This window comes from Deinococcus phoenicis (genome assembly GCF_000599865.1).
Classification (GTDB): Bacteria; Deinococcota; Deinococci; order Deinococcales; family Deinococcaceae; genus Deinococcus; species Deinococcus phoenicis.
The window spans coordinates 131,829-155,539 of sequence record NZ_JHAC01000033.1; the positions used below are offsets into that span (position 1 = coordinate 131,829).

Genomic DNA, 23,711 nt, shown 5'->3' on the forward strand with positions numbered 1-23,711 from the left:
AGTGTTTCTGAGGTTTCTGAAACTCACCACGTCGCTGCTGCTGGCGGGTGGGGTGGCCGCTGCCGGGGTGGGAGCCACCTACGTCACGAAATGGACGCGGGAGCTGCCCGACTACCGCGAGCTGGACAATCTGAGCCTGGGGGCCGAGACGAGGGTCTTTGCCCGCGACGGCACGCCGCTGGGCACGCTGGTGCCCAAGATCGGGGACCAGGCCATCAGCCGCACCCTGGTCCGCCTCGACGAGATCAGCCCCTTCATGACGGCGGCGCTGATTTCCAACGAGGACCGCCGCTTCTTCGAGCATTACGGCCTGGACCCCTACGGCATCGGGCGGCAGTTCCAGCGCGTGGCCCAGGGCGAGGACGTGCAGGGCGGCAGCACGCTGACCAACCAGCTCGTCAAGAACACGCTGTTGTACGACGAGTACAAGCAGGCGCGCACCCCTGACCGCAAGGTCAAGGAGTGGCTCCTGAGCGTGCAGGTCGAGCGCGCCTTTACCAAAGAAGAGATCCTGCGCGACTACCTCAACGCGATCTACTGGGGCGACGGCGGCCCGGTGGAGCTGTACGGCATCTACTCGGCGGCGCAGGCGTATTTCCGCAAGACGCCCAAGCAGCTCAGCCTGGCCGAGAGCGCCTACCTGACCGTGCTGGTGCCCAGCGCCGGGCGCTACTTCAACTACCAGACGGTGCGCCCGCTGATGAAGGTGCTGCTGACCCGCATGGTCGAGGACGGCTGGGTGACGCAGGCCCAGGCCGACGCCGCCTGGCACGAGAAGCTGCAACCGCGCGGCTGGCAGATCGAGTACGACGCGGCGGGCAACGTCAAGAGTGCCAAACTGGTGGACCGCACCGCCAAGGAACTCAAGGCCGTGACCACCACCCGCGCCCCGCACTTCACGGCGCAAGTGGAACAGGACCTCGTGCGCCGCTTCGGGCGCGAGAAGGTGTACGGCTCGGGCGGCCTGCGGGTGTACACCACCCTGGACCCCAAGATTCAGAGCGCCGTGGAGACGGCCAGCCGCGAGGCGACCGGGCTGCCCTCCGGAACGACGCTGGGCGCAGTGATTATCGATCCGTACACGGCGGAGGTGCTGGGCATGATCGGCCAGAAGCTCTCCGGCAGCCAGCCGCCCGCCGACTGGAACAACGCCGCGCAGGGCCAGCGGCAGATCGGCTCGACCATCAAGCCGCTGCTGTACACCACCGCCCTCTCGACCGGCCTGGACCAGACCCACCGCGAGGAAGACCGGCCCGTCACCTTCCCCTGCGAGGGCTGCAAGGACGGCGTGTACAAACCGCAGAACTTCGAGGGCGCGACCACCTTCCGCAACATGACCATCCGCGAGGGGCTGGACCGCTCGCTGAACCTGGTCACGGTGCGGCTGGCCGACCGGATCGGCCTCCAGACCTTTTTCGGCAAGCTGCGCGAGCTGGGGATTCCGCCCAACGACGGCACCGGTCTGGCCGCGGCGCTGGGGGCGGTCGAGACGACGCCGGTCAAGATGGCGGCGGCCTACGCGCCCTTCGTGAACGGCGGCCTGTACCGCGCGCCCCGTTACATCACCCGCGTGACCACCGCGCGCGGCGAGGTGCTGTACGACGTGACGAACGAACTGACCAAACCCAAGCGGGTCTGGTCGCCGCAGATCGCCTTCCTGGGCCTGGACATGATCAAGGGCGTGGTGAACGACTGGACCACCGCACAGGGGGGCCTGGCGGCGCGCGCCAAGTTCGGGAACTGGCCGGTGGCGGGCAAGACCGGGACTTCCAACGGTCCCAAGGACTTCTGGTTCGTGGGGACCACGCCGCTGTATACCGGGGCCGTGTGGGTGGGCAAGCAGCAGGGCGGCGAGATGCCGACCTACTACTACAGCGGCGTGGTGAACGCGCCGATCTGGCGGCGCATGATGGAAATCGCGCACGCGGGCAAGACGCCCACCGCGTTCGTGCAGCCGCCCGGCATCGTCTACGCGGACGCCCCCGACCCGGGGTACCTGCCGGGCGTGAAGGTCGCGCTGCTCGATCCCCGGTTCAAGAACGTGACGGCCACCAGCGAGGAGGACGCCCCCGCACCGGTGGTCTACCGCGAGGTGAACTGGGCACCCGGCGCGGCGGACCCGCGCACCACCGTCATCAGTCTGGACCGCACAACGGGCCGCCTGGCGACCGAGTTCACGCCCCCCGAGAACGTGGTGTCCCGCCGCGTCGCCATCGAGGACCTGCCCGGCTACGCCCCCGATCCGGACCCGCAGCCCCTGCGCGACGAGCAACCGGACCCCCAGGCGATCAAGGCCATCCGCGCGCCGGGTACCGCCCCCGCCCCGGGCGCGAAGGACGGCGGCACGCCCTGAGCCTCACCCGCCTTTCTCCAAGGCCAGCTTCCAGAGTCAGCCCCCGCAGCACGGCGGGGGTTTTCTCTGCCCAGGCCGGCCGCGCGCTTCTCACGGCGCGGTCACACACGGGGCGGGGCGCGGCAGGCATGATGCGGGCCATGAAACGTGCGCCCCTGCTGACGCTGCTGCTGGCCCTGGGCACCCCCGCCGCCGACGCGCGCGTGCGCCTGGGCGACCTGCTGCCCGCCCATCCCTGGTCGGCCCCCGACCGCGAGGTGATCGTGGTGTACTCGCACGATTGCGGCGATCTGGGGGACCTGTGGGGCGCGGTGCTGGCCGCCGGCCTCCCCGTGCGCGCCGTGAATGCCGAGGACGTGCCCGCCCCCGCCCCCAGAGGCGTGAACGTCTGGCGCGGCCCGGAGGCCACCTCCTTTGCCCGCGCGCTGCGGGTGGGCGCGTACCCGACCGTGCTGCTGGTGCAGGGAGGCCGGGTGCTGAACGCCTGGGAGGGAACCTTCAAGGGCGATCTGGGGCTGGCGGGCACGTCCTGAGACGCGCGCCGATGGAATCGTTGACGGCGTGATTCTCTCCGAGAGGGAGGAGCAGCGTCCTCAGGGGCGTCTGTGCGCGACGACACGAGAAGGAGAACAGACGGGTTCCGTCTGAGGCGTCCCCGGCGCATCCGGCCGCCGCTGGCCCGTTCCTGACGCTACTGCCGCCGCTTCTCCGCCCGCACCATCCGCATGAACTGGGCGAGGCGGGGCGCGCGGTTCCAGCGTTTGCGGTCCAGGCCGACCCGCCAGATGAACTCCACCCCCAGCCTGCGCGTCCAGGCGGGGGCGAGGTCGGCAGTTCCGGCCAGCACATCGATGACGCCGCCGCAGCCGATCAGGACGGGCGCGTTCAGCACCTGCCGCCAGTACTGGTTGAAGATTTCCTGCCGTCCCGCGCCCATGCCGGTCAGGACCAGATGTGCCCCGCTCGCGCCGACGAGTTCCGCGACACGCTGATCCTCGGCCGGGTCGAAGTACCCGTGATGCACGCCCGCGACCTGAATCCCGAAGTCGCGGACGGCGTTCTGCGCGGCCTGCTCGGCGACGCCCGGCCTGGCCCCCAGGAAAAAGACCCGCAGTTCCGAGCGGTGACGCTCCATCAGCCCCCTCACGATGTCGTAGCCGGGGGCGCGCGGCACCTCGCGGCCATGGAGTTGCCGCGCCGCCCAGACGATGCCCACGCCGTCCGCCGTGACCAGATCAGCCTGCTGCATCGCCCGCAGAAACTCGGGCTGCGTGCGCGACTGCACGATGAACTCGGGGTTCAGCGTCACGACCGTGTGGGGGCTGCGCGGCGGCTGGAACATCCAGGCGCTCAGCCGGTCCAGGGTCTGCTCCAGGGTCACCACGTCCAGCGGCAGGTCGAAGAGGGTCAGGCGCTGCCCGCTCGGGGGGGCGGTCGGGTCGGGTCGGGTCATGCGTGGCGGGGATTGTAACACGGGGGGTGCCGGGGCCGGTTCCCCCTGCTGCGGCGGCCCCCACGGGGCCGATATGGCAGACTGTCTCCCATGATGTCCGGGCCATTCGGGGCGCTGCCCCAGGAAGCGCAGGCGCAGGTGGTGGCCGCAGCGCGTGTGGGCCGCTGGGCGCGGGGCGGGTTGCTGTTTCACCCGGAAGACCCCGCCGATACGCTGTTCGTCCTCACGCGCGGCAGCGTGCGGCTCTACCGCCTGGGCGCGGGCGCGCGGGAAGTTACGCTGGACGTGCATGGCCCCGGCGACCTGCTGGGCGCGGGCGCGCTGCTGCCGGGCGCGGCCCACGGCATGTACGCCGAGGCGATGGACGACACCGAGGCGCTGCTGCTGGGCCGCGACACCCTCACGCGCCTGACCCGGGCGCACCCGGCGGTCGGCGTGGCCCTGACCGAACAGGTCACGCGGCAGACGCGCGGCGTGCAGGAGCGGCTGGCCGGGCTGGTGTTCATGGAAGTGTCGCAGCGGCTGGCGCTGGCGCTGCTGGCGCTGGCCGAGCGCGAAGGCGCCTGGCCCGACGGCAGCACGCTGGCGCTGCGCGAGCGCGTGTCGCACCAGGACCTCGCGCATGTGGTGGGCAGCACCCGCGAGACGATCACCAAACTACTGGGCGACTTCCGGACGCGGGGCCTGCTGGACCTGGGCTACCGCCGCATCATCCTGACCGACCGCGCGGGCCTGCTGACGGCGGCGCGCGAGCCGCTGCGCTAATCCCCGCCCCGGGGTCCCGAATCTCCGGAAGTGCCCGTGGGCGCTGTAGAATGTAAAGCAGATTGGAGGGTGGGCGGGGGCCGACTCCGCCTCCCCGAACGAAGGTGGCACCTTGACGAGAAGCATTGCAGCGGCATACCGGGCGGGCGACCTGCCCGCTTTCTTCCGCCTCCCGCCGGGCGATCTGACGGTGGCGGCCCGGGAACCACGGCCGGACGTGGACCGTGCGGCCCTCGTGGACGCGCTGCGGGCCTACCACCGCGACCTGGGCACCCTGGACGCGGGGGTGGAGGCGCAGCTCGCGCGGCTGGCGCACCCGGCCTCGCGCGTGGTCGTGACCGGGCAGCAGGCGGGCCTCCTGACGGGACCGGCGTACAGCGTCCACAAGGGCGCGGACGCGGCGCTGCTGGCCCGCCACCTCGACCGCGAGGAGGCCCCGGTGGTCGCCGTCTACTGGGTCGCCAGCCAGGACCACGACGCGGCGGAGGTCGCGTCCACGACGCTGCTCGACCACGCCGAGGAGCTGCACCGCCTGACGCTGGACCTGCCCCAGGGCGTGCCGGTGGGCCGGGTGCCCTGGCGCGGGGAATGGACGGCGGAGGTGCAGGATTTGCTGGACCGCTTCAGCACGGCCCCCGAGTACCGGGAGGCGGTGCGGGCGCGGGTGGAGCGGGCCATGCGGGATGGGGGCAGCTACGCGGACGTGTTCGCCCGGCTGATTCACGGTCTGCTCGCGCCCGCCGGGCTGCTGGTGCTGGACCCGCTGCATCCGGCCCTCGCCGCGCTGATGGCCCCCACGCTGGCGCGGGAACTGGAGTGCCCGCTGGCAGGCCCGGCCCGCATCGAGGCCGCCGCCGCACGGCTGGAAGCGGCGGGCTTCGGGGCGCCGCTTCGCCGTCCGGCGGGCGCGACCAACCTCTTTCTGGAAGAGGAGGACGGTGGGCGGCGGCTCCTGCGCTTCGACGGGCAGCGGTTCGCCACCGAGCGGCACAGCTACACGGCGCAGGACCTGCGGGCCGTGCTGGACACCGCTCCCTCACGCCTGACCCCGGCGGCGGGGCTGCGCCCGGCGGTGCAGGACGCGCTGCTGCCCACGCTGGCCTTCGTGGTCGGGCCGGGTGAGATCGCGTATGGGGCGCAACTCGCGGAGGTCTATGAACTGCATGGCCTGCGGCAACCGCTGCTGTGGCCGCGCCTGAGCGTGACGTGGCTGGAACCGAACGTGGTGCGGCTGCTGACCCGGCTGAACGCCACCGCCGCGCAGGTGCAGGCCGACCCGGAAGGTGTGCTGGGCCGCGCCCTGGCACGCGAACGGGGCGCCGGGGCGGCCTCGGCAGAGCGGCTGGCGGCGCTGGACGCCGAGTTGCGCGCGCTCACGGAGGAGCTGGGTACCCTCGACCCGACGCTGGCGGGGGCCGCCGAGCGCACGCGCCACCGCACCACGGCCCACGTCGCCCACCTTCAGCAGCTCGCCGTGCGGGCGCTGGCGCGGCAGGAGGACGACCGGACGCGGCAACTGACGCGCCTGAAACGCCACCTGCTGCCGAACGGCGTCCCCCAGGAACGCGAGATGAATTTCCTGACCTTCCTGCTCAAGCACGGTGAGGAGCCGCTGCGGCAGCTGCTGAGCCTGCCGCCGGGGACCCAGGCCGAGGTGGCGCTGAGCTGACGGAAAGCGGCCAGCTTCCAGCAGTCAGCTCAGGGCACAGGTTCGGTCGCGCTTTCGCCATACGTCAGGCTCTCCAGCACGCAGAGGGCCAGAGCTTCCAGGGCGGCCTGACGTTCGGTGGGCGTGGGGGCGTTCAGGGCAGCGTGGAGGTGGTGAGCGGCTGACGGGTCCTTGCCCGTCAGGTCGGCCAGCCAGGAGCGGGGCTTGACCTCCCACCAGCCGCGCGTGGCATACAGGGCGCGGACCAGGCGGTCGGCGGCGTTCGCCACGTGAAAGGCGTGCAGGGGGCCAGCCTGGGTGCTGCGGGCCTCCACCACCTCATCCACCAATATGTGTTGCTGAAAGGGCGTCAAGGGCCGGGACTTGGGGCCAGCCGCGAGGAGGGCGCGGGCTTCCTCTCCCAGGTCGGCGAGGTCGGGGTGGTCCATCAGCACGCGACCCTGCGCAAACATGGCGACCGAGGCGTGGTCCGGCTCCGCGAACATCGCCCGCACCTTCCGGGGCGGGTTGTGAAAGACCTCCACGGGCACGCCCTCCACCACGAGGCTGCTGCGCCAGCGGTGGCTCCCCGTCACCAGGGCATGAAAATCCAGGTCGCTGTGTTCGTCTGCCTCGCTCCTGGCGGCGCTGCCGCACCACAGAACTGCATAGACGCCGGGTGTGGCGACGACGCGGGCGAGGGCGGCGGGCAGGGCGGCTTCCAGTCGGGTCTGCGCAGCGGCGTCGGGCATGGGGCAGGGTAGGCGAAGGCGTGGCCCCGCGCCATCCGCCCTTTGCCTTACGCCGTCACGTACTCGTTCACCGGCAGCCACTCCACCCGCACGCCCTCCCCGGCCAGCCAGTCAGAGACACTGAAGCGGGCGCGGGTCAGGCCCGAGAGGACGTGGTGGGCGGTGGCGACGGCGTGGTGCAGCTCGGGGGTGGAGATGAACCCCGCGTCATGGGCCGCGAGCAGCTCGCCCGTGTCCACGATCTCGGCGGCGATCCCCTCATGGACCAGGAGGTCGAGGTAGTGGTCACGCACGGTCCAGCAACTGCCCTCACACGTGATGGTGGCGACATCGATGTAGTAATCGTGTTCGCGGGGACCGTGGAAGTCGTAACGGCACACGACGACGTTCAGGGTGGGCAGCAGGTGCGCCTGCCAGTGACGGATGCGGGGATGCGCCACGAAATCGCGCGCGACGAACAGGCCGTGCCGGTGTTCGCGGTAGAGCTGCACCGGGCGAACCCCGGTGTTCGTGTGGTGCCGCTGGGCCGCTACGTCGTGACGTTCGGTCTTGACAGGTTCCGCTCCACGCATGCACCACCGTACCGGATCAGGCCCCCGGGCAGGCATGAACTTTGTCTCAAGTCCAGCTTCATGAAGTGCCGGTGGCTGGATACCCCCGGTCCGCCCGCCTCAGAGAACGGGCAGGGCGGGCAGACGGTCGAAGGCCTCCGGGACGAACAGGCTGCCCTCGGTGGTGCCCTGGTCGGAGAGAGCCTGCAAGCGGGCCTCCAGCGCGGCGGCGTCCAGGTCACCGGCCAGGCAGGCGCGGTGTGCCCGGATCACCTCGCGGACCTGTTCCGGCGTCTCGTGGACAAATTCCAGGCGGAAGTCCCGCAATCCGGCGGCCAGCCAGCCGCGCAGATGGGCACCCGCGACCTGGGGCCGGCCCTCGAAGACCGTGTTGCGGCAGCCCACGTCGGCCATGACGGGGTGGCTCAGCCCACGCTCGTCGCGCAGGGCGACCCGGTGGGACTCGCAGGGGTGGCCGCAGTTGGTGTAGTCGGTGCCTTCCGACAGGAAGCGGCAGAACACGCAGTGCTCGGTGTGAAAGACGGGGAGGTGCTGGTAGGCAATCACTTCCAGCCGCTCCGGCCCGACCAGGGCGGCCAGCTCGGTGATCTGCGCCGCGTTCAGGTCGTGCGTGGGCGTGACCCGCGAGAGCTTCAGGTCCAGCAGCGCCCGGGTGGTGAGGACATTCGCCGCGTTCAGGCTGAAGTCGCCCGTCAGGGCCGGGAGGGTTTCTACGTCCTGGAGGCCTTCCAGCAGCCCCCCGGAGCGCACCAGCAGATCCGCGTCCAGCGACAGCAGGAACTTCTGGAGGTTCTGCTCGGTCGGCTTGAGGATGCGCGGGCTGGCGACGCGCACCGGAAGCCCCGCCTCCCGCACCCGCTCCACACTGGGCTTCAGGCCGTACAGCTCCAGGTAATCGAGGGTAATGGAGTCCGGGCGCTCCGCGAGGGCGGCTCCGAGCTGCTCGGGCGTGCGGACGAGGACGTGCAGGCGGGCCTCTCCCCCGGCCCCCGGTGTCCGACCCTCGCCCCGCCGCATCACCTCGTCCAGCCGGGGGGTGATGCGGCGCCCGGGAGCCTGCCCACGCAGGGCGGTCAGGCCCTCGGCGGCCTCGCGGCGCAGCGCGTTGAGCTGCGAGACGGGCAGGAAGCCGGGACCGGCGAGGTCGGCCGTCAGGGCGGCGAGGTGGTAACCGGTGCCGCCCAACTTGCCGAGCTGCTCGCGCAGGGCGGCCTCGTCCAGCGCCCGGTTGCGGGCCGGCTGGAGGGGGTCGGGCAGCGTGGCGGTGAAGCCGCGCCCCTGCTCGTCGGTGAGGGTCAGGGCGGGCGCTTCTCCGACGTGGCCCCGGAAATGGGCGGTGACGGGGCGGGTGTAAAGCGGATCGTTCGCTTCCAGCAGTGGCCTGACGCGGGCGCTGAGGCCGGGGTCATGGGTGCGCCACACCGGATCGCCGGGGCGGACGCGGGCCGGGTCCACGGCACCGCGCCCGAAGCGGAGTTCGGCCGTCTCGCCGGGGCGCACGGTCTCGGTGGGCTGGCCACGCTGCCACAGGCCGTACAGAAAGCCCCCCTCCTCACGGCCTTCGGGGGTGCGCCAGTTGGCGGGGTCGAACACCAGACCGTCGCCGGGCCGGACCTCCTCCGCGAGTTCGACCAGCACACCGCGTTCGGTGGTGCCCCGCACCGTGCCGACGCGCACGCCCCGGTGCCGGGGGGCGCGGCCCCGCACGACCGCCTGGTGGTTGGTGCCGCTCATGAAGTGCGGGGCCAGGCCGCGCGAATACGCCTGTTCCAGGTCGCGCTCCTCCTGCGGCGAGACGCTGAGGGGCAGGCCCGCCCACGCCTCATCCACGGCCCTGCGGTAGGCGGCGGTGGTCAGGGCGACGAACTCGGCGTCCTTGTAGCGGCCCTCGATCTTCAGGCAGTTCACGCCCAGACGCACCAGCTCGGGAACCTGATGAAGCGCGTACAGGTCGCCGGGCGAGAGCAGGTAACGGGCGTCCCCCAGATCCTGGTGCAGGCCGTCGACCAGCAGTTCGTAGGGCAGGCGGCAGGCCTGGGCGCACTGACCCCGGTTGGCGCTGCGCCCGCCCCAGGCCTCGCTGGAAAAGCACTGGCCGCTGTAGGACACGCACAGCGCCCCGTGAACGAAGGTTTCCAGCTCCATGTCGGTCTGCGCGGCGATGCGCCCGATGTCCCGCAGGCTCAGTTCACGGCCCAGCACCACGCGGCTGGCCCCGAAGCGCCGCGCGAGTTCCGCGCCCTCGGCGGACGTGATGCTCATCTGCGTGCTGCCGTGAATGGGCAGGTCGGGGCAGATCTCGTGGGCCAGCCGGGCCACTCCGTGGTCCTGCACGATGATCGCGTCCACCCCGGACTGGGCGAGGTGCATCAGTTGCCGCTCGGCCTCGCGCAGCTCGCGGTCGAACACCAGCACGTTGAAGGTCACGAACCCCAGGACACCGCGTTCGTGCAGCGCCCGCATAATGTCGGGGAGTTCCTCGTTGGTAAACCCCACCTTTGCCCGCGCGTGGAACGCCTCAACCCCGAAAAAGACGGCGTCCGCCCCGGCCTCCACCGCCGCACGCAGCTGCGGCCAGCCCCCGACGGGACTCATCACTTCGGGTTTCACACGCGCTCGGTGGGGCAAGGTGGGGGCACTGGGCATAACGCGCCAGTGTAGCCGAAGCGCTCAGGCCGGAGCGTGACTGGGGGAACAGCGACCCGGCGGGCTGGATGCCTGCTCAGCTTTTGCTGCCGCTCTGCCCGCTCTTGCTGCCGCTGCTCTCCTTGCCGCCGTCCTTGCCTCCGCCGCTCTCGCTGCCGTTGCGGCGGCCGTCACCGTTCTTGTCGTCGGCGCTTCCATGGTTGCTGCCGGGCTTGGGGCTGTGGTCGCGCTCGCCCTCGTTGTACCTGTCCTTGTGCGGCATGCTCCAGGGTGCGCCCCGGCGGCGAGGGGGGGATGAGCGGCGGGTCAAGCCCAGGCTCATGACTCGCCGCCTCCCTCCCGCCGCAGGGCCGGAACGCCGCCGGGATAGGCGCGGGCGTCCAGACCGTCGGCGTGCAGGTAACGGGCGGCCAGGCCGGAGCGGACCCCGCGCTCACAGATCACGAGGAGCGGCCCGAGAGCCGCGCTCAGGCCGTGCGTTCCGTCCTCGATGGCGTCCAGCGTCACGGCGCGCACCGGCAGCGGGGTCAGCCGGGAGAGCGGCTCGGCCCGGCGCAGGTCCTCCGGGCGCAGGTCGATCAGGGTCACGCCGCCGGGCAGAGGCATGGCCCAAGTGTACGCCCGCACCATGCCGCCGCGCGCGCCCCTGTATGCTGGCCCCATGAAGGCCGATTCCCTGAAGGACGTGTCCCCTGCCGAGGGCCGGAAGCTGGTGCAGGCGGGCGCGCTGCTGGTCGACGTGCGCGAGCCGAACGAGTACGAGGAGATTCACGCGCAGGGGGCGATCCTGCTGCCCCTCAGCGAGTTCGAGGCCCGGTACGCGGAACTCCCCAAAGGCCGCGAACTGGTGATGATCTGCCGCAGTGGTGCCCGCAGCGCCCGCGCCGGGCAGTACCTGCTGGACAACGGTTACACGCGGGTGGTCAATCTGGAAGGCGGCACGCTGGCCTGGGCCGACGCGGGCCTGCCGACCGGGGAAGGGCAGAACTGATGGACGACACGAATGCGAACGCCGCGCCGCAGGCGGAGAATGCGGCGGGCCTGCCCAGCGAGGCGCAGGTGCTCGAAGCCCTGAAGATCGTCAAGGACCCCGAGATTCCCGTCAACGTGGTGGACCTGGGCCTGATCTACGGCGTGGACATCATGCCCGGCGGCCTGGTGGACATCACCATGACGCTGACCAGCGTGGGCTGCCCGGTGCAGGACCTGATCCGCGCCGACGCGGAGATGGCGGTGGGGCGGCTCGACGGCGTCAGCGAGGTCAATGTCGAGTTCGTGTGGACGCCGCCCTGGGGACCGGACAAGATGACGGAAGACGGCAAGCGCCAGATGCGGATGTTCGGCTTCAACGTGTAGACACCGCCAGCCAAAGCAACAGCCAAAGAAAAAAGCCTCTGCTTGTTGCAGGGGCTTTCTTATGCTGGCGACGGGACGCTGGCCGCTTCCTCAGTCGTTCTGGCTGCGGGCAATGCCCAGCACGTTCAGCAGTTGCGCCAGGGCCATCGCGAAGCCCGCGACGTAGGTGAGGGCGGCGGCGGTCAGAACCGCGCGGGCACCCTGGCTTTCCTGGCCACCGGTCAGCCCGCGACCGTTGAGGTAGGCGAGGGCGCGGCGGCTGGCGTCGAACTCGACGGGCAGGGTAATCAGGTGAAACAGCAGGGCCGCCCCGAAGAGAATCACGCCCAGCCAGACCAGGCCAGTGAAGTGCAGGAACACCCCCGCCAGCAACAGCCAGGGCGCGAGGTTCATGCCCAGACTCAGCGGCACGGCCAGGTGACCGCGCAGCACCAGCGCGGGCATCCGGGCCTTGTCCTGGAGCGCGTGCCCGACCTCGTGCGCGGCGACGGCCAGCGCACTGACGCTGGGAACGTGGTAGTTGGCTTCCGACAGGTTCACGACCTTGCGGATGGGATCGTAGTGGTCGCTCAGGTTGCCCGGCACGGCATTCACGGGGACGTTCGAGAGGCCGTTCTCGTCGAGCATCCGGCGGGCCAGCTCCGCACCGGTCATGTTGCGGCTGTTGCGGACATTGCCCCACTTGTTGTAGGTCCGGCTGAGGTAGCCCTGAATCAGCAGCGAGGCGACGAAGATGATGAGGATCAGAAAGGTATACGGGCCGAAGATCATGTCTGGTCTTCCTCCTGCCCATATCTTAGCGTCCCCTGCTCAAGTTTTATGAGGAAAGACTCTGGCGGAACTGGTCGGGACGGACCCCCTGCACCCGGAAGGTCAGGGCCGTGCGTTCCTCGTCGGCCACGTCGAGCTTCACGAAGGCGGGCTGCACGGTGAGGTCCAGGCCGTCGCCTTCCAGATACCCGCGCGCAATGGCGAGGGCCTTGACCGCCTGATTGACCGCCGCCGGCCCGATGGCGTGGACTTCGACCTGCCCCTGCGAACGCAGCAGGGCGGCGACCGCCCCGGCGACAGAGTTGGGCCGCGATTTGCCGGACACGCGCAGGGTTTCCACAGGGGGTACGACCTCCAGGACGTTAATGCTTCTAATCTACCCTCATCCTGGGGGAAGCGCAACTGCTGGCCAGTCCATCTGGCGGCTGCGGAGGGTCATTCGCCGGGAGCGTCCAGCGCCTGCACCCGCACGCCCAGCAGGTGGGCCAGATCGGGCAGCTGCACCTCTTCCACCGTGACCTCCTGAAGTTCGGGGACCCCGATCCGGATGCCGGAGAGGTCCGAGCTTCTCAGGTCGGCGCCGGGTAGCCGCGCCCCCCGGAAGTCGGTCTGCCGCAGGGTGCAGTCCCGGAACACCGCCCCGGGCAGTCTGGCTTCCATGAAGGTCGCCTCGGTCAGGTCGCTGCCCTCCACCCAGAGGGCCTTGGTGTCCACCTTCCAGCCCAGGGCCAGCTGCGCCTGCACGCGCGTCAGGCGCACCTGCTGCAAGAGCGCCTCCGGCAGCTGCACCCCCAGCAGGCGGCAGTCGGTGAACTGCACCCGCAGCAGGCTGGTGTCGGTCCATCTTGCGCCCGAGAGGTCGCACTGCTCGAAGCGCACGTCTACAAACCGGACGTGCGACCACACCGCGCCGCTGAGGTTCACCTCCCGGAAGACCGCGCCCTCGAAGGTGACGGCATGGAGTTCGTGCCCGCCCAGGTCCACGTCCTCCAGCACCACGCTCCGGTAGACGCTCTCGTCCTCCAGCCGCTCGGGAGCCAGAGAGCGCAAGCCGCCGCGGGGGAACTTCGGGGCGGTGGGCGGCCTGGGGGCGGTCACAGCGTCAGAATCTCGTGGCCCCTGGGCGTCACCACGACCGTGTGTTCAAACTGCGCGCTGGGCTTCTTGTCGGCGGTGATGACGGTCCAGCCGTCGCTCAGCAGGCGGGTGTCGGGCGTGCCCAGGTTGATCATCGGCTCGACGGTAAAGACCATGCCGGGCTGAAGCTTGAGGCCGGTGTAACGCGCGCCCCAGTGGTAGATGGTGGGTTCCTCGTGCAGCCGCTTGCCGATGCCGTGGCCGGTGTACTCGCGCACCACGCCGTAGCCGCGCCCCTCCGCGAGCGTCTGGATGGCGTGGCCGATATCGCCGGTGCGGTTGCCGGGCTTCACGACCTCCAGCCCCGCCGCCAGGCTCTGGCGGGTGGTGTCCACCAGCCCCTGCACTTCCGGGCTGACCCTGCCGACCGTGTAGGTGTAGCAGGCGTCACCATACACGCCGTCCAGCAGCACGCCGATGTCCACGCCGATGATGTCGCCCTCTTTGAGCACCTGCCCGGCGGGAATCCCGTGGCAGATCACCTCGTTCACGCTGGCGCAGATGGTGGCGGGAAAGGGATTGTTGCGTGGGCCGTAGCCCAGGTAGGCGGGGGTGGCCCCGGCCCCCCGGATGTGTTCTTCGGCGATGCGGTCGAGTTCGGCCAGGGTCACGCCGGGTTTGACGAAGGGATCGAGGACACGGAACGTCTCGGCCACGAGCGCCCCCGCACGGCGCATGGCTTCGATCTCGCGGGCGGATTTCAGGGCGATGCGGCTCATAACACTGGAGGCTAGCACGCCTTTTCGGCCCGGCCCCCGCCGCGTGTCACGGTCCGGTCCGGCGCGGTACGCTCCTTGCCATGAAAGTCGTGATCAGCGTGGACATGGAAGGTGTGTGCGGCGTGGCGAGCTGGGTGCAGGTCAGCCCGCCGGAGTTCGGGGGCCTGGTCAATGCCGCCGAGTACCAGGCGGCCCGCGAGCGCATGACGCTGGAAGCCGCCGCCGCCGCCGAGGGCGCATTGGCCGGCGGCGCGACGGCCGTGCTGGTGAACGACTCCCACGACACGATGCGGAACCTGTTGCCCGACTTGCTGCCGGACGGCGTGCGCTTTACCAGCGGCAACGACAAGCCGCTCAGCATGGTGCAGGGCGTGCAGGAGGAGGGCGTGGGGGCACTGCTGTTCGTGGGCTACCACGCCCGCGCAGGCAGCGTGCGCGGGCCGCTGGCGCACACCTGGAACGGCTTTATTCGCAATGTCCGCGTGAACGGGCGCGATACGGGCGAGTACGGCCTGAATGCCCTGGTGGCCGGGCATTACGGCGTGCCGGTCATCTTTGCCGCCGGGGACGACGTGGCGATGGCCGAGATCAGGGACGAGCTGGGCGAGCAGGTCGTGTGCGTGGCGGTCAAGGAGGGCCTCAGCAGTTTTGCCGCCGTGCATCTGCACCCGCGCGAGGCGCAGCGCCTGATCCGCGAGGGGGCCGAGAAAGCGGTGCGGGCCGCGCGGGAAGGCAGGCCGTACAAGACCATCTGGCCCGCCCGGGTGGAACTCAGCTTCAACCACCAGGCCCGCGCCGACCAGTGCGCGCGGGTGCCCGGCGTGGAGCGCGTGGACGGCGTGACCGTCGCCTACGAGAGTCCCGACGCCCTGCACCTGTTCCAGTCCTTCCGGATGCTGGCGAAGGTGGCCGAGGTGCGGCTGGAGGGGTAAGCGAGGGGTAAGCCTAGCCCAGCGCCGCCTGGAGCCGCTCCACCTCCGCCTGCCACTCGGCCTCGTCTCCCCGGTCGGCCCAGAGATCAGGGAGTTCGCTTTCGGGGCCGCAGACACGGCGGACCGCTTCCCGCGCCAGCTCGCGCAGCGGTTCCAGGACGGTGAGGTTGGCGCTGCCGACCCAGCCCCGCAGCGCGGCGTCCGTGATGCCCGCCGTCTCCCCCGTCAGCGCCGCCGCGAGGATTTCGGCAGCGGCGAGGACGCGGTGGCCTTCCTCGGCGGCCAGGAAGTCGTTGTCAGGGTCGAGGGCCACGTCGAAGGCCTCGGCCAGGGCGAAGGTGCCGTCCTGCACCACTTCCTGCGCGAAGGCCGCGCCGATCTCGTTCTCGAAGCTGCCGGTGCCCCAGATGTTCATGGGATCAGGGTACTCGCCTTTTCTGGCGCGCGTCATGGCGCACGAGCTGGATGCCCAGCGGCTCCAGCTGGTCCTTCAGCCACGCCAACAACGCGGGTTCGTCGGTCTGGAGGTGCAGATCGCCCTCGTGACACAACTTGACCGCCCAGACAAACGGCACGGTCCCGGACAGGAACCAGTCGTCCCGGCCCAGGCACAGGCCCTGCGCCTGCCGTTCCCGGAGGAGCGCCGGGACATCGCTGAGCTGCACGGAAAAGGGGACCCACTGCCACGCCCCGAACGCCGGATGCTCACCGAAGTCCGAGGCACTCCAGCCGTGCATGGCCTCCAGCGTCTCGACCCCGCAGTGGCCCAGCGCCCCGACCAGAATCGCCGCCACCTCCGGCCAGAGCGGCTCCGGCAGGGGCACAGGCCGGCTGATCCACTCTCCGGCGGGCGGCTCAGGTGTTATGCGCCGACCTCCTGCCGCCCATACCGCTCCTCCACGTACTTTTCGAGCAACGCCTGAAAGTCCTCCACGATGCGGGGGCCTTTCAGGGTGGTTAGCAGCTTGCCGTCCTGATAGACGGGGGCGCGCGGGTCCTCGCCGGTGCCGGGCAGCGAGATGCCGATATTCGCGTGCTTGCTCTCACCGGGGCCGTTCACGATGCAGCCCATCACGGCCACCTGCATGTCCTCCACACCGGGATACCTGGCCTTCCAGTCGGGCATGGCGTCCCGGATGTAGTCCTGAATCTGCTGGGCGAGGTGCTGGAAGAACGTGGAGGTGGTGCGCCCGCAGCCGGGGCAGGAGGTGACCTGCGGAAGAAACTGCCTCAACCCCAGGCTCTGGAGAATCTGTTGCGCGACCTCCACTTCCAGCTTGCGGGAGGCTCCGGGTTCGGGCGTCAGCGAGACGCGGATGGTGTCGCCGATGCCTTCCGTCAGCAGCGGGGAAAGGGCCACGCTGGAGGCCACCATGCCCTTCATGCCCATGCCCGCCTCGGTCAGGCCGAGGTGAAGGGGATAGTCGCACAGCGGCGCAAGCTGGCGGTAGACCTGCCACAGTTCGGGGGCCGAGCTGACCTTGACCGAGATGATGATCTGGTGGTGCGGCAACCCGAGCTGCTCGGCGTAGCGGGCACTTTCCAGCGCCGAGACAACCATCGCGTCGATCATCACGTCCGTTCCGGATCGGGGGCTGCCCCGCCGGGCGTTCTCGTCCATCAAGCGGGCCAGCACCTGCTGGTCCAGGCTGCCCCAGTTCACGCCGATGCGGACGGGTTTGCCGAACGCTTTGGCGACCTCGATCATGGTGGCGAAGTTGGCGTCGTGGTGTTGCCCGGCCCCCACGTTGCCGGGATTGATGCGGTACTTGGCGAGCAGCCGCGCGGTTTCGGGGAACTCGGCCAGCAGGATGTGGCCGTTGTAGTGAAAGTCCCCCACGATGGGCACGTCGATGCCGACCTCATGCAGCCGGGCGACGATCTCGGGGAGGGCGGCGGCGGCTTCCCGCGTGTTGACAGTCACGCGCACCAGTTCCGACCCCGCCCGCGCGAGTTGCGCGACCTGCAAGGCGGTCGCCTCGGCATCGGCGGTGTCGGTGTTCGTCATGGACTGCACGACGATGGGGTGCGAGCTGCCCACAGGGACATTGCCCACCCAGGTGGTCACGGTCTGACGGCGCGGCGGAGTCATACGGCCCTCAGTCTACGCGGGGGCAGGGAAAACGTTCGGGGCAGGCGTCACGGGGCCAGCCTCCTCACCGGGACGACAGAAGCCCGTGACCCACCAGGGGGAGGCGGTCACGGGCTGGGACGCGGGCGGCGGTTACTGCGTGGGGACCTTCAGCGTGCCGTTCACGATCAGGTCCTCGATCTTTTTCAGGTTGGCCTGCATGGGGGCGGGAATCAGCGCCTTGTTGTACTGATCGACGGCCAGGGCAATACCGCCGTTGCTCAGACCGAACGAGCGGTCGCCGGAACGCCAGGGCCGGCCCTCGGCCACGTCTTTGACGATGGCATAGACCGCGTTGTCCACGCGCTTGAGCATGGAGGTCAGGCCGTGGTTCAGGGTGGCGGGGTTCTTGTCGAAGTCGCCCAGGGCGTTCTGGTTGACGTCCACGCCGATGAAGAAGGTGGGGCGGCTGTCGCCCGCGCAGGCTTTCTGCTCGGCGGCACTCCTGGGGACCTGGGCAAAGTTGTCGGGGGCGAACTTCACGCCGGCGGGCAGATTGGCCGCCTTCAGGCAGGGTTGCGCCTTGATCTGCTCGATCACGCCCAGGCCGCTCGCGCCCGCTGCCGTGTAGATGATGTCCGTGCCGCCCGCCAGCAGCTTCGCCGCGAGCTGCTTCGCCACGGCGGGGTTGTTGAACCCCTGGCTGGTCGTGCTGACATACACGCTCTTCACCTGGCAGGCGGGGCAGGCGAACTTGACGCCCGCCTGGAACCCCGCGCGGAACCGGCGGATCACCGGCAGGTCCACACCGCCCACGAACCCGATTTGCCCGGTCGCGCTCTGCTTGCCCGCCAGGTACCCGGCCAGGAAGCTGCCTTCCTGCTCGCGGAAGCGCAGGCCGACGGTGTTCGGCCCCTTGGGCAGGTCGTCCACCGTCACGAAGCGCGCGCCGGGATTGCTGGCGGCCGCCTGCGTAATGGCCGCGTTGTTCGAGAACCCGACGCCGATCACGATCTTGGACCCCATGGAAGCCAGGCGGGGAATCCCACTGCCCACGTCCGCGAGCTTCTGGGGTTCAAAGACCTGCACCTCGCCGCCCGTCTCGTCGATGGCGCGCTTGGCCCCCTGAAAGGCGGCCTGGTTGAAGCCCTGATCGTTCCGGCCCCCCAGATCGAAGGCCAGGCCCACCGTGAAGGCCGCGGCCTCCGCAGAACCGAGCAGGAGGGCTGGAGCGAGGGCGAGCGGCAGGAGTGAAATGCGGTGCATAGGCAGATGTTCCCGTCCTGCCTCTGACGGACGCCTTACTGGGCCGTCTCCGGGTGGGGGCGGTCCCGGCTGGAACGTGCCCTGAAGGTCGTGCGGGCGGGCTGCCGGGTGGAGAAACCACGCTGACGGGGCGGGGGAAGGCTGCTGCTTCGGGGGTCTTCGGGGGGAATGGACGCCCACCCGCAGATGTCCGCGCGCGGCGTTCGGACGGGAAAGGCGGCGAGCAGGTCCGGCGTTTCACGGCGACGACAGTGGGTGCGGAAGAATCAGGGCAGCGGCGGGTCGGGCCACGGGCCAGCGTGCGGGCCGGCACCTGTCAGACCACAGCCGATATCGCGCGGGGGTGGTCTTGCCGCATCCGCAACGGGACGGACACCCCTTCGCCCCCTGTCCTCTGCCCTGCGCCTGTTACACTGCCCCTCAACATGGCACACGCACAGGATGGGCTGCTGTACACGCAGTGGGTCGAACTGCTGGGCTGGCTGGAGGCCGAGGCCGCCGCACGCGGATTGGGGTTCGAGAAGGTGGCGGATTTTCCGGACTACATCTACCGCATGGAGCGGCCCTATGATCTGCCGACGACCGTGATGAGCGCCGCGCTGACCACAGGCGGGCAATCGCTGATGGTGGCGGCGGTCAGCCCCCGGCACGTGGACCTGGGGGGCGTCTCGCTGCGGCTGATGGGCGGGAGCAAGCACTGGCACCTGCACGCGGGCACGGCGGGGCTGCTGGAAGGCAAACGGCCCTTCACCCGTGAGCGGCTGGGCCTGCTGCTCGACGGGGCGGTGCGGGGCGTGGCCGCCGTCTGACCGTCTGAAAGTCCAACTGTCGAACGGCACGGCGAGATGGAACGCCCCGATGTCAGACGTTCAGACCGTTTGACAGTCGGACGGGCGCGCGCCCTACAGCACCCGGAACGCCAGAAACGCCATCCCCACGCCGAGCAGGGTGCCCACCAGCACTTCCAGGTAAGTGTGCCCCAGCAGCACGCGCAGGGGCTGGGGCGCAAAACCCTCACGGACCACGGCCCGCAGCTCCTCCACGAGTTCGTTGAGGAGGCGGGCCTGGATGCCGCTGCTGTGGCGCACGCCGGTCGCGTCATACATCACGATCAAGGCGAAGACGGCGCTGGCGGCAAAAAGGGGGCTGCCCAGGCCGAATTCCAGGGCCAGGCCGGTGGCCAGGGCGGCGACCATGGCAGAGTGGCTGCTGGGCATGCCGCCGGTCTCCATGAACGCGGCGGGTCGCCAGCGGCCCTCGAACAGCAGGATCAGCAGCACCTTGACCACCTGCGCGCTGGTCGAGGCGAGGACAGCTGTCCAGAGCCAGCGGTTCCCGAGCAGGTCTTCGAGAGGGGTATGCACGCTGCGGGGGAGTCTAGCGCGCCGCCTGCCCGCCCGATTGCATCTCGGCGGCGGTGACGGTGTTGGCGAGGAGCTGCGCGATGGTCATGGGGCCGACCCCTCCCGGCACGGGCGTGATCGCTCCGGCCACCTGAGCCGCGTCCGGGTGAACGTCGCCGGTCAGGTGCGCCTTGCCGCCCTTCTCGCCGGGCACGCGGTTGATGCCCACGTCGATCACGGTCGCGCCCGGCTTCACCATGTCCGGCGTGATGAGGTGCGCTTGCCCCACCGCGACGCACAGCAGGTCGGCTTCCCGCGTCACGGCTCCCAGGTCGGGGGTGCGGCTGTGGGCCAGGGTCACGGTCGCGTCGCGGTTGAGCAGCAGGCCCGCCAGGGGCCGCCCGACGATGTGACTGCGGCCCACGACCACCGCCCGCTGCCCCGCCACCGCAATCCGGTAGTGGTCCAGCAGGGCCAGAATCCCGGCTGGGGTGCAGGGCCGCAGCGCGGGCCGCCCCGCCCACAGTTCACCGACGTTGAGCGGGTGAAAGCCGTCCACATCCTTGCGCGGGTCGATGGCGTGCAGAGCTGCCTGCTCGCTGATCTGCGCGGGCAACGGGAGCTGCACCAGGATGCCGTTGACGCGGTCATCCGCGTTCAGGCGGGCAATCAGGTCCAGCAGTTCGGCCTGGGTGGTGGTCTCCGGCAGCGCGTGGACGGTGCTGCTCAGGCCCACCTCACGCGCCTTGCGGTCCTTGCCGCGCACATAGCTGACGCTGGCGGGGTCGTCGCCCAGCCGCACCATCACGAGGTACGGGGGGGCACTCAGGCGGGCGGCGCGGGCGGCGGCATCCGCGAGCAGCGCCTCGGCGGCGGGGGCACCGGCGAGGAGACGGGCGGTCACGGTCACTCCCCGGCCCCGCCCTCGGCTTCCCCGGCGGCGCGGGGGGCGGTGTTCAGTCCCCGGCTGAGGCCCCCCAGCACGCCGTTCACGAAGCGGCCCGAATCCTCGCCGCCGAACTTGCGGGCGATGCGGACGGCGCTCTCGATCACCGGGGGGTGCGGTTCGGGCGTGTACAGCATCTCGAAGGTGGCGAGGCGCAGCACGTTCAGGTCGGTCTGGGCCATCTGCTCGAAGTCCCAGCCGCGAATCGTGCGGCGCAGCGTGGCGTCCACGTCGGGGCGGTGGTCACGCAGGCCCTCCACCAGTTGCCGGGCGAAGGCCAGGGCCTCCTCGTTGAGCTGGGGAAAGGTGTCGTCGCCCTCCCGCATGGCGCCCTCGGCGCGGGTGAAGACGGTTTCCAGGGGCAAGGCACCCCGCTCGGCCTCGAACAGGACCCGGAAGGCGAACTCGCGGGCCGCGCGGCGGGTCCCGACCGGCTGCTGCGCTTTCTCGCGGCGGCGGGTCAAGCGGACGCCCCCCTGGGCAGCACCACGCTCAGCACGGTGACGTTCACGGCCTTCACCTTCAGGCCGGTCATCAGTTCCACGTTCTCGCACACGGCCCGCTGCGCCTGATGCGCCAGCCCCACCAGATTGCGCCCGTACTCCACGTTCAGGCCCACGTCCACGCTGACCTGCCCGCCCTCGCGCGTGACCTTGAGGGCGCGGGAACGGCGCGGCCCGCCCTGCTGGCGCAGCACCTCACCGACCTTCAGCGGGGCCGCAGCCACCTCGATGCCCTCGATGCCTTCCAGCGTCGTGGCGGCGATGTCCGTCAGGACACTCTTGCTGATCTCTACGTCCATGTTTCTCGCCTCCGGGGCCGCGCTCAGAAGTGGCGCGGCAGTGGGGGACAGTGTAGCGGGGGAGGCCGTGGGATGTGGGCTGTCGGTTGCGAGAAGGCAGGCCCACTGCCCACAACCTACAGCCCCCGTTCTTCCAGCAGCGCCCCCAGCCCCGCCTCGTCCAGCACCGGAATCCCCAGCTCGCGGGCGCGGTCGAGCTTGCTGCCCGCCTCCTCACCCGCGACGAGGTAGCTGGTCTTCTTGGTCACGCTGCCGGTCACGCGCGCCCCGGCCCCTTCCAGCTGCGCCTTGATCTCGTCGCGGGGGCGCGAGAGGCTGCCGGTCAGCACGAAGCTGAGGCCCGCGAGGGCGTCGCCGCGCGGGGCCGCGTCCTCCACCGGGTTCAGGCCGTGTTCGCGCAAGCGGCGCAGCAGGTCACGCATGTTCGCGTCGGTCAGGGCCGCCACCACGCTCTGCGCGATGGTCCCGCCCATCCCAGGCACCGCCTCGATGCTTTCCGGCGTGGCCGCCAGTAGCGCGTCCAGCGTGCCGAAGGCGCGGGCCAGTGCCTGGGCGTTGCGTTCCCCGACGTGGTTCATGCCCAGCGCGTTGATCAGCCGCCAGAGGGGCCGCGTCTTGCTGGCTTCGAGCTGCGCGAGGATGTTCGCGGCCTTTTTCTCACCGCTGCGCTCCAGGGCCGCGAGCTGCCCGGCCTCCAGGGTGTAGAGGTCGGCGGCGTCACGGACCAGCCCGGTGGTGAGCAATTGCTCGATCAGCTTTTCCCCGATGCCACGCACGTCCATCGCGCCCCGGCTGACGAAGTAGCGCAGCCGCTCGAACTGCTGGGCCGGGCAGGCGGGGTTGGGGCAGTAGGTGTTGGCGTCGCCCTCGGCGCGCACGGCCTCATGGGCACACTCGGGGCAGTGGGTGGGAAAGACGTAGGGGACGGCGTCCGGGGGCCGTTTTTCGGGCACCACCCGCATGATCTGCGGAATCACGCCGCCCGACTTGCGGACGACCACTGTGTCCCCGAGCCTCAGGTCGAGATCACGGATGTAGTCCTCGTTGTGCAACGTGGCCTTGCTGACGGTGCTGCCCTCGATCAGCCGGGGCGACAGGTGCGCCAGGGGTGCCAGTTTGCCGGTGCGGCCCACGTTGACCGTGATGCTTTCGAGGACCGTCTCGACTTCCTCGACCGGGAACTTGTAGGCGATGGCCCAGCGGGGCGCGCGGCTGGTGAACCCCGCCTCGGCCTGGAGGGCGAGGGGACCGAGTTTCAACACGGTGCCGTCGGCATCGAACTCGAAGCTGGCGCGCTGCCCGGTCATGCGGCGGTGGTAGTCGCGGGCCGCCTCCAGGCCGGTGAACGTCTCGCTGTAGCGGCTGGTCGGAAAGCCCTGCGCCGAGAGCCAGGACAGCACCTCGGCCTGGGTGCGGACCTTCACGCCGTCGCGCTTGCCCAGCGCGTAGAAGATCGCCTTCAGGTTGCGGGTGCGCGTCACCTCGGGGTCTTTCTGACGCAGCGCCCCGGCGGCCCCGTTGCGGGGGTTTTTGAGCAGGGGCGTGCCCAGTTCCTCGGCGCGGGCGTTGAAGGCGGCGAAGTCGGCCCGTGACAGATACACCTCGCCGCGCACCTCCAGTTCGCCCGCAAGGCCCGCCAACTCGCGCGGGATGCCGGGCACGGTCAGCACCTGCTCGGTCACGATCTCGCCCGTGGTGCCGTTGCCGCGCGTGGCGGCCCACTGCAAGACGCCGTCCAGGTAGTACAGGTTCACGCTCAGGCCGTCGATCTTCAGTTCGCCGGTGTACGTGAAGCCGTCATAGGCGGGGTCGAGGTTCAGCGCCCGCGCCAGCTTCTCCTGCCACTCGGCCAGTTCGGCGTCGTCGAAGACGTTGTCGAGACTGGTCATAGAGGTGGGGTGGTTTACCGGCAAAAAGGCCGCACTGGGCGCGCCGCCGACCCTCTGGGTGGGTGTACTCTCCCCCACCCACTCGGGATGCGCCTCCTCCAGCGCCCGCAGCTCCCGCACCAGCCGGTCGTACACGTCGTCGGGAATCTCGGGCGCGTCCTGTTCGTAATAGGCGCGGGCGTGGCGCTCGACCTCGGCCCGCAGCGCCTGATACTGCGCCTGGGGGGTCCCGGTGGGGGGGTCGCTGGGAAGGGGGCCGGGAGCGGGCTGGCTCATGCCGGAAGCGTAGC

The 23,711-nt window shown here is 70.4% G+C and carries 27 protein-coding genes; 8 read left to right on the forward strand and 19 right to left on the reverse strand.

Going from position 1 to position 23,711, the window contains the following annotated elements; all coding sequences use genetic code 11:
• Nucleotide 1: 1 nt before the first annotated feature.
• Together DEIPH_RS11400 and DEIPH_RS20200 are read left to right on the forward strand one after the other, a co-directional pair.
• Nucleotides 2-2,353, forward strand: coding sequence for a transglycosylase domain-containing protein (locus DEIPH_RS11400; RefSeq protein WP_034358058.1), 2,352 nt, complete (start codon nt 2-4; stop codon nt 2,351-2,353).
• 131 nt (nt 2,354-2,484) lie between these two features.
• Nucleotides 2,485-2,886, forward strand: coding sequence for a hypothetical protein (locus DEIPH_RS20200; RefSeq protein WP_034358178.1), 402 nt, complete (start codon nt 2,485-2,487; stop codon nt 2,884-2,886).
• Between the two features lie 158 nt (nt 2,887-3,044).
• Here the strand turns inward: DEIPH_RS20200 and DEIPH_RS11410 are convergent, their stop codons facing one another.
• On the reverse strand, nt 3,045-3,806 hold the full coding sequence (locus DEIPH_RS11410) for a WecB/TagA/CpsF family glycosyltransferase (RefSeq protein WP_034358060.1): 762 nt from the start codon (nt 3,804-3,806) through the stop codon (nt 3,045-3,047).
• 90 nt (nt 3,807-3,896) lie between these two features.
• On the opposite strand from DEIPH_RS11410, the gene DEIPH_RS11415 reads away from it, so the two are divergent.
• Together DEIPH_RS11415 and bshC are read left to right on the forward strand one after the other, a co-directional pair.
• Complete coding sequence (locus DEIPH_RS11415; RefSeq protein ID WP_034358062.1) at nt 3,897-4,571, forward strand: Crp/Fnr family transcriptional regulator; 675 nt, start codon at nt 3,897-3,899, stop codon at nt 4,569-4,571.
• Nucleotides 4,572-4,683: 112 nt separating this feature from the next.
• On the forward strand, nt 4,684-6,240 hold the full coding sequence (bshC, locus tag DEIPH_RS11420) for a bacillithiol biosynthesis cysteine-adding enzyme BshC (RefSeq protein WP_034358065.1): 1,557 nt from the start codon (nt 4,684-4,686) through the stop codon (nt 6,238-6,240).
• 29 nt (nt 6,241-6,269) lie between these two features.
• Here bshC and DEIPH_RS11425 read toward each other — a convergent pair whose 3' ends face one another.
• From DEIPH_RS11425 to DEIPH_RS11445, 5 genes are all read right to left on the reverse strand, one after another.
• On the reverse strand, nt 6,270-6,971 hold the full coding sequence (locus tag DEIPH_RS11425; RefSeq protein ID WP_081790890.1) for a hypothetical protein: 702 nt from the start codon (nt 6,969-6,971) through the stop codon (nt 6,270-6,272).
• Nucleotides 6,972-7,018: 47 nt separating this feature from the next.
• Nucleotides 7,019-7,543 (reverse strand): DUF402 domain-containing protein, encoded by a 525-nt coding sequence (locus DEIPH_RS11430; protein ID WP_034358067.1) that lies wholly within the window; start codon nt 7,541-7,543, stop codon nt 7,019-7,021.
• A 99-nt stretch (nt 7,544-7,642) separates the two neighbouring features.
• On the reverse strand, nt 7,643-10,189 hold the full coding sequence (locus DEIPH_RS11435) for a DUF3656 domain-containing U32 family peptidase (protein WP_456072960.1): 2,547 nt from the start codon (nt 10,187-10,189) through the stop codon (nt 7,643-7,645).
• A 76-nt stretch (nt 10,190-10,265) separates the two neighbouring features.
• Nucleotides 10,266-10,451 (reverse strand): hypothetical protein, encoded by a 186-nt coding sequence (locus tag DEIPH_RS20350; RefSeq protein ID WP_034358071.1) that lies wholly within the window; start codon nt 10,449-10,451, stop codon nt 10,266-10,268.
• Between the two features lie 56 nt (nt 10,452-10,507).
• Complete coding sequence (locus DEIPH_RS11445) at nt 10,508-10,795, reverse strand: rhodanese-like domain-containing protein (protein WP_034358073.1); 288 nt, start codon at nt 10,793-10,795, stop codon at nt 10,508-10,510.
• Nucleotides 10,796-10,850: 55 nt separating this feature from the next.
• Here DEIPH_RS11445 and DEIPH_RS11450 point away from each other — a divergent pair, with 55 nt between their 5' ends.
• A complete protein-coding gene (locus DEIPH_RS11450) occupies nt 10,851-11,180 on the forward strand; it encodes a rhodanese-like domain-containing protein (RefSeq protein ID WP_034358183.1) in 330 nt (109 codons plus the stop codon).
• Nucleotides 11,180-11,545 carry a metal-sulfur cluster assembly factor gene (locus tag DEIPH_RS11455; RefSeq protein WP_034358075.1) on the forward strand — a complete coding sequence of 122 codons (366 nt, stop codon included), beginning with the start codon at nt 11,180-11,182 and terminating at the stop codon, nt 11,543-11,545. Before DEIPH_RS11450 ends, DEIPH_RS11455 begins: the two co-directional genes overlap by 1 nt.
• A gap of 90 nt (nt 11,546-11,635) precedes the next feature.
• On the opposite strand, the gene DEIPH_RS11460 is transcribed toward DEIPH_RS11455, so the two are convergent.
• The 4 genes from DEIPH_RS11460 to map all read right to left on the reverse strand — a co-directional run bounded on the left by DEIPH_RS11460 (nt 11,636) and on the right by map (nt 14,172).
• Nucleotides 11,636-12,316 carry a zinc metallopeptidase gene (locus tag DEIPH_RS11460; RefSeq protein WP_034358078.1) on the reverse strand — a complete coding sequence of 227 codons (681 nt, stop codon included), beginning with the start codon at nt 12,314-12,316 and terminating at the stop codon, nt 11,636-11,638.
• Nucleotides 12,317-12,362: 46 nt separating this feature from the next.
• Nucleotides 12,363-12,656: a stage V sporulation protein S gene (locus DEIPH_RS11465; RefSeq protein ID WP_034358080.1), complete on the reverse strand. Its 294-nt coding sequence runs from the start codon at nt 12,654-12,656 to the stop codon at nt 12,363-12,365.
• Between the two features lie 95 nt (nt 12,657-12,751).
• Nucleotides 12,752-13,366: a pentapeptide repeat-containing protein gene (locus tag DEIPH_RS18810; RefSeq protein WP_161636063.1), complete on the reverse strand. Its 615-nt coding sequence runs from the start codon at nt 13,364-13,366 to the stop codon at nt 12,752-12,754.
• Nucleotides 13,367-13,410: 44 nt separating this feature from the next.
• Nucleotides 13,411-14,172 carry a type I methionyl aminopeptidase gene (gene map, locus DEIPH_RS11475; protein ID WP_034358082.1) on the reverse strand — a complete coding sequence of 254 codons (762 nt, stop codon included), beginning with the start codon at nt 14,170-14,172 and terminating at the stop codon, nt 13,411-13,413.
• Nucleotides 14,173-14,252: 80 nt separating this feature from the next.
• Between map and DEIPH_RS11480 the strand changes: the two genes are divergently transcribed.
• The gene (locus tag DEIPH_RS11480) at nt 14,253-15,104 is read left to right on the forward strand and encodes a M55 family metallopeptidase (RefSeq protein WP_034358083.1); all 852 of its coding nucleotides are present in this window, start codon (nt 14,253-14,255) and stop codon (nt 15,102-15,104) included.
• A gap of 13 nt (nt 15,105-15,117) precedes the next feature.
• On the opposite strand, the gene DEIPH_RS11485 is transcribed toward DEIPH_RS11480, so the two are convergent.
• From DEIPH_RS11485 to DEIPH_RS11500, 4 genes are all read right to left on the reverse strand, one after another.
• Entirely contained in the window at nt 15,118-15,519 is a 402-nt protein-coding gene (locus DEIPH_RS11485) for a DUF4259 domain-containing protein (protein ID WP_034358085.1), read from the reverse strand.
• 4 nt (nt 15,520-15,523) lie between these two features.
• Nucleotides 15,524-15,928: a hypothetical protein gene (locus DEIPH_RS11490; RefSeq protein WP_034358087.1), complete on the reverse strand. Its 405-nt coding sequence runs from the start codon at nt 15,926-15,928 to the stop codon at nt 15,524-15,526.
• A gap of 38 nt (nt 15,929-15,966) precedes the next feature.
• Nucleotides 15,967-17,196: a flavodoxin-dependent (E)-4-hydroxy-3-methylbut-2-enyl-diphosphate synthase gene (gene ispG, locus DEIPH_RS11495; RefSeq protein WP_034358089.1), complete on the reverse strand. Its 1,230-nt coding sequence runs from the start codon at nt 17,194-17,196 to the stop codon at nt 15,967-15,969.
• Nucleotides 17,197-17,328: 132 nt separating this feature from the next.
• Complete coding sequence (locus DEIPH_RS11500) at nt 17,329-18,441, reverse strand: BMP family lipoprotein (protein ID WP_034358090.1); 1,113 nt, start codon at nt 18,439-18,441, stop codon at nt 17,329-17,331.
• Nucleotides 18,442-18,866: 425 nt separating this feature from the next.
• On the opposite strand from DEIPH_RS11500, the gene DEIPH_RS11505 reads away from it, so the two are divergent.
• On the forward strand, nt 18,867-19,250 hold the full coding sequence (locus DEIPH_RS11505; RefSeq protein WP_034358092.1) for an NADH-quinone oxidoreductase subunit 15: 384 nt from the start codon (nt 18,867-18,869) through the stop codon (nt 19,248-19,250).
• Between the two features lie 93 nt (nt 19,251-19,343).
• On the opposite strand, the gene DEIPH_RS11510 is transcribed toward DEIPH_RS11505, so the two are convergent.
• The 5 genes from DEIPH_RS11510 to ligA form a co-directional block, all read right to left on the reverse strand.
• Complete coding sequence (locus DEIPH_RS11510) at nt 19,344-19,805, reverse strand: divergent PAP2 family protein (protein ID WP_034358095.1); 462 nt, start codon at nt 19,803-19,805, stop codon at nt 19,344-19,346.
• 13 nt (nt 19,806-19,818) lie between these two features.
• Nucleotides 19,819-20,688 (reverse strand): bifunctional 5,10-methylenetetrahydrofolate dehydrogenase/5,10-methenyltetrahydrofolate cyclohydrolase, encoded by an 870-nt coding sequence (locus DEIPH_RS11515; RefSeq protein ID WP_034358188.1) that lies wholly within the window; start codon nt 20,686-20,688, stop codon nt 19,819-19,821.
• 2 nt (nt 20,689-20,690) lie between these two features.
• Entirely contained in the window at nt 20,691-21,194 is a 504-nt protein-coding gene (gene nusB / locus DEIPH_RS11520; protein ID WP_034358097.1) for a transcription antitermination factor NusB, read from the reverse strand.
• Nucleotides 21,191-21,532, reverse strand: a complete 342-nt coding sequence (locus DEIPH_RS11525; protein WP_034358098.1) for an Asp23/Gls24 family envelope stress response protein — start codon at nt 21,530-21,532, stop codon at nt 21,191-21,193. The genes nusB and DEIPH_RS11525 overlap by 4 nt, the downstream gene beginning before the upstream one ends.
• A gap of 116 nt (nt 21,533-21,648) precedes the next feature.
• Nucleotides 21,649-23,697 carry an NAD-dependent DNA ligase LigA gene (gene ligA / locus DEIPH_RS11530; RefSeq protein WP_034358100.1) on the reverse strand — a complete coding sequence of 683 codons (2,049 nt, stop codon included), beginning with the start codon at nt 23,695-23,697 and terminating at the stop codon, nt 21,649-21,651.
• Nucleotides 23,698-23,711 lie beyond the last annotated feature (14 nt).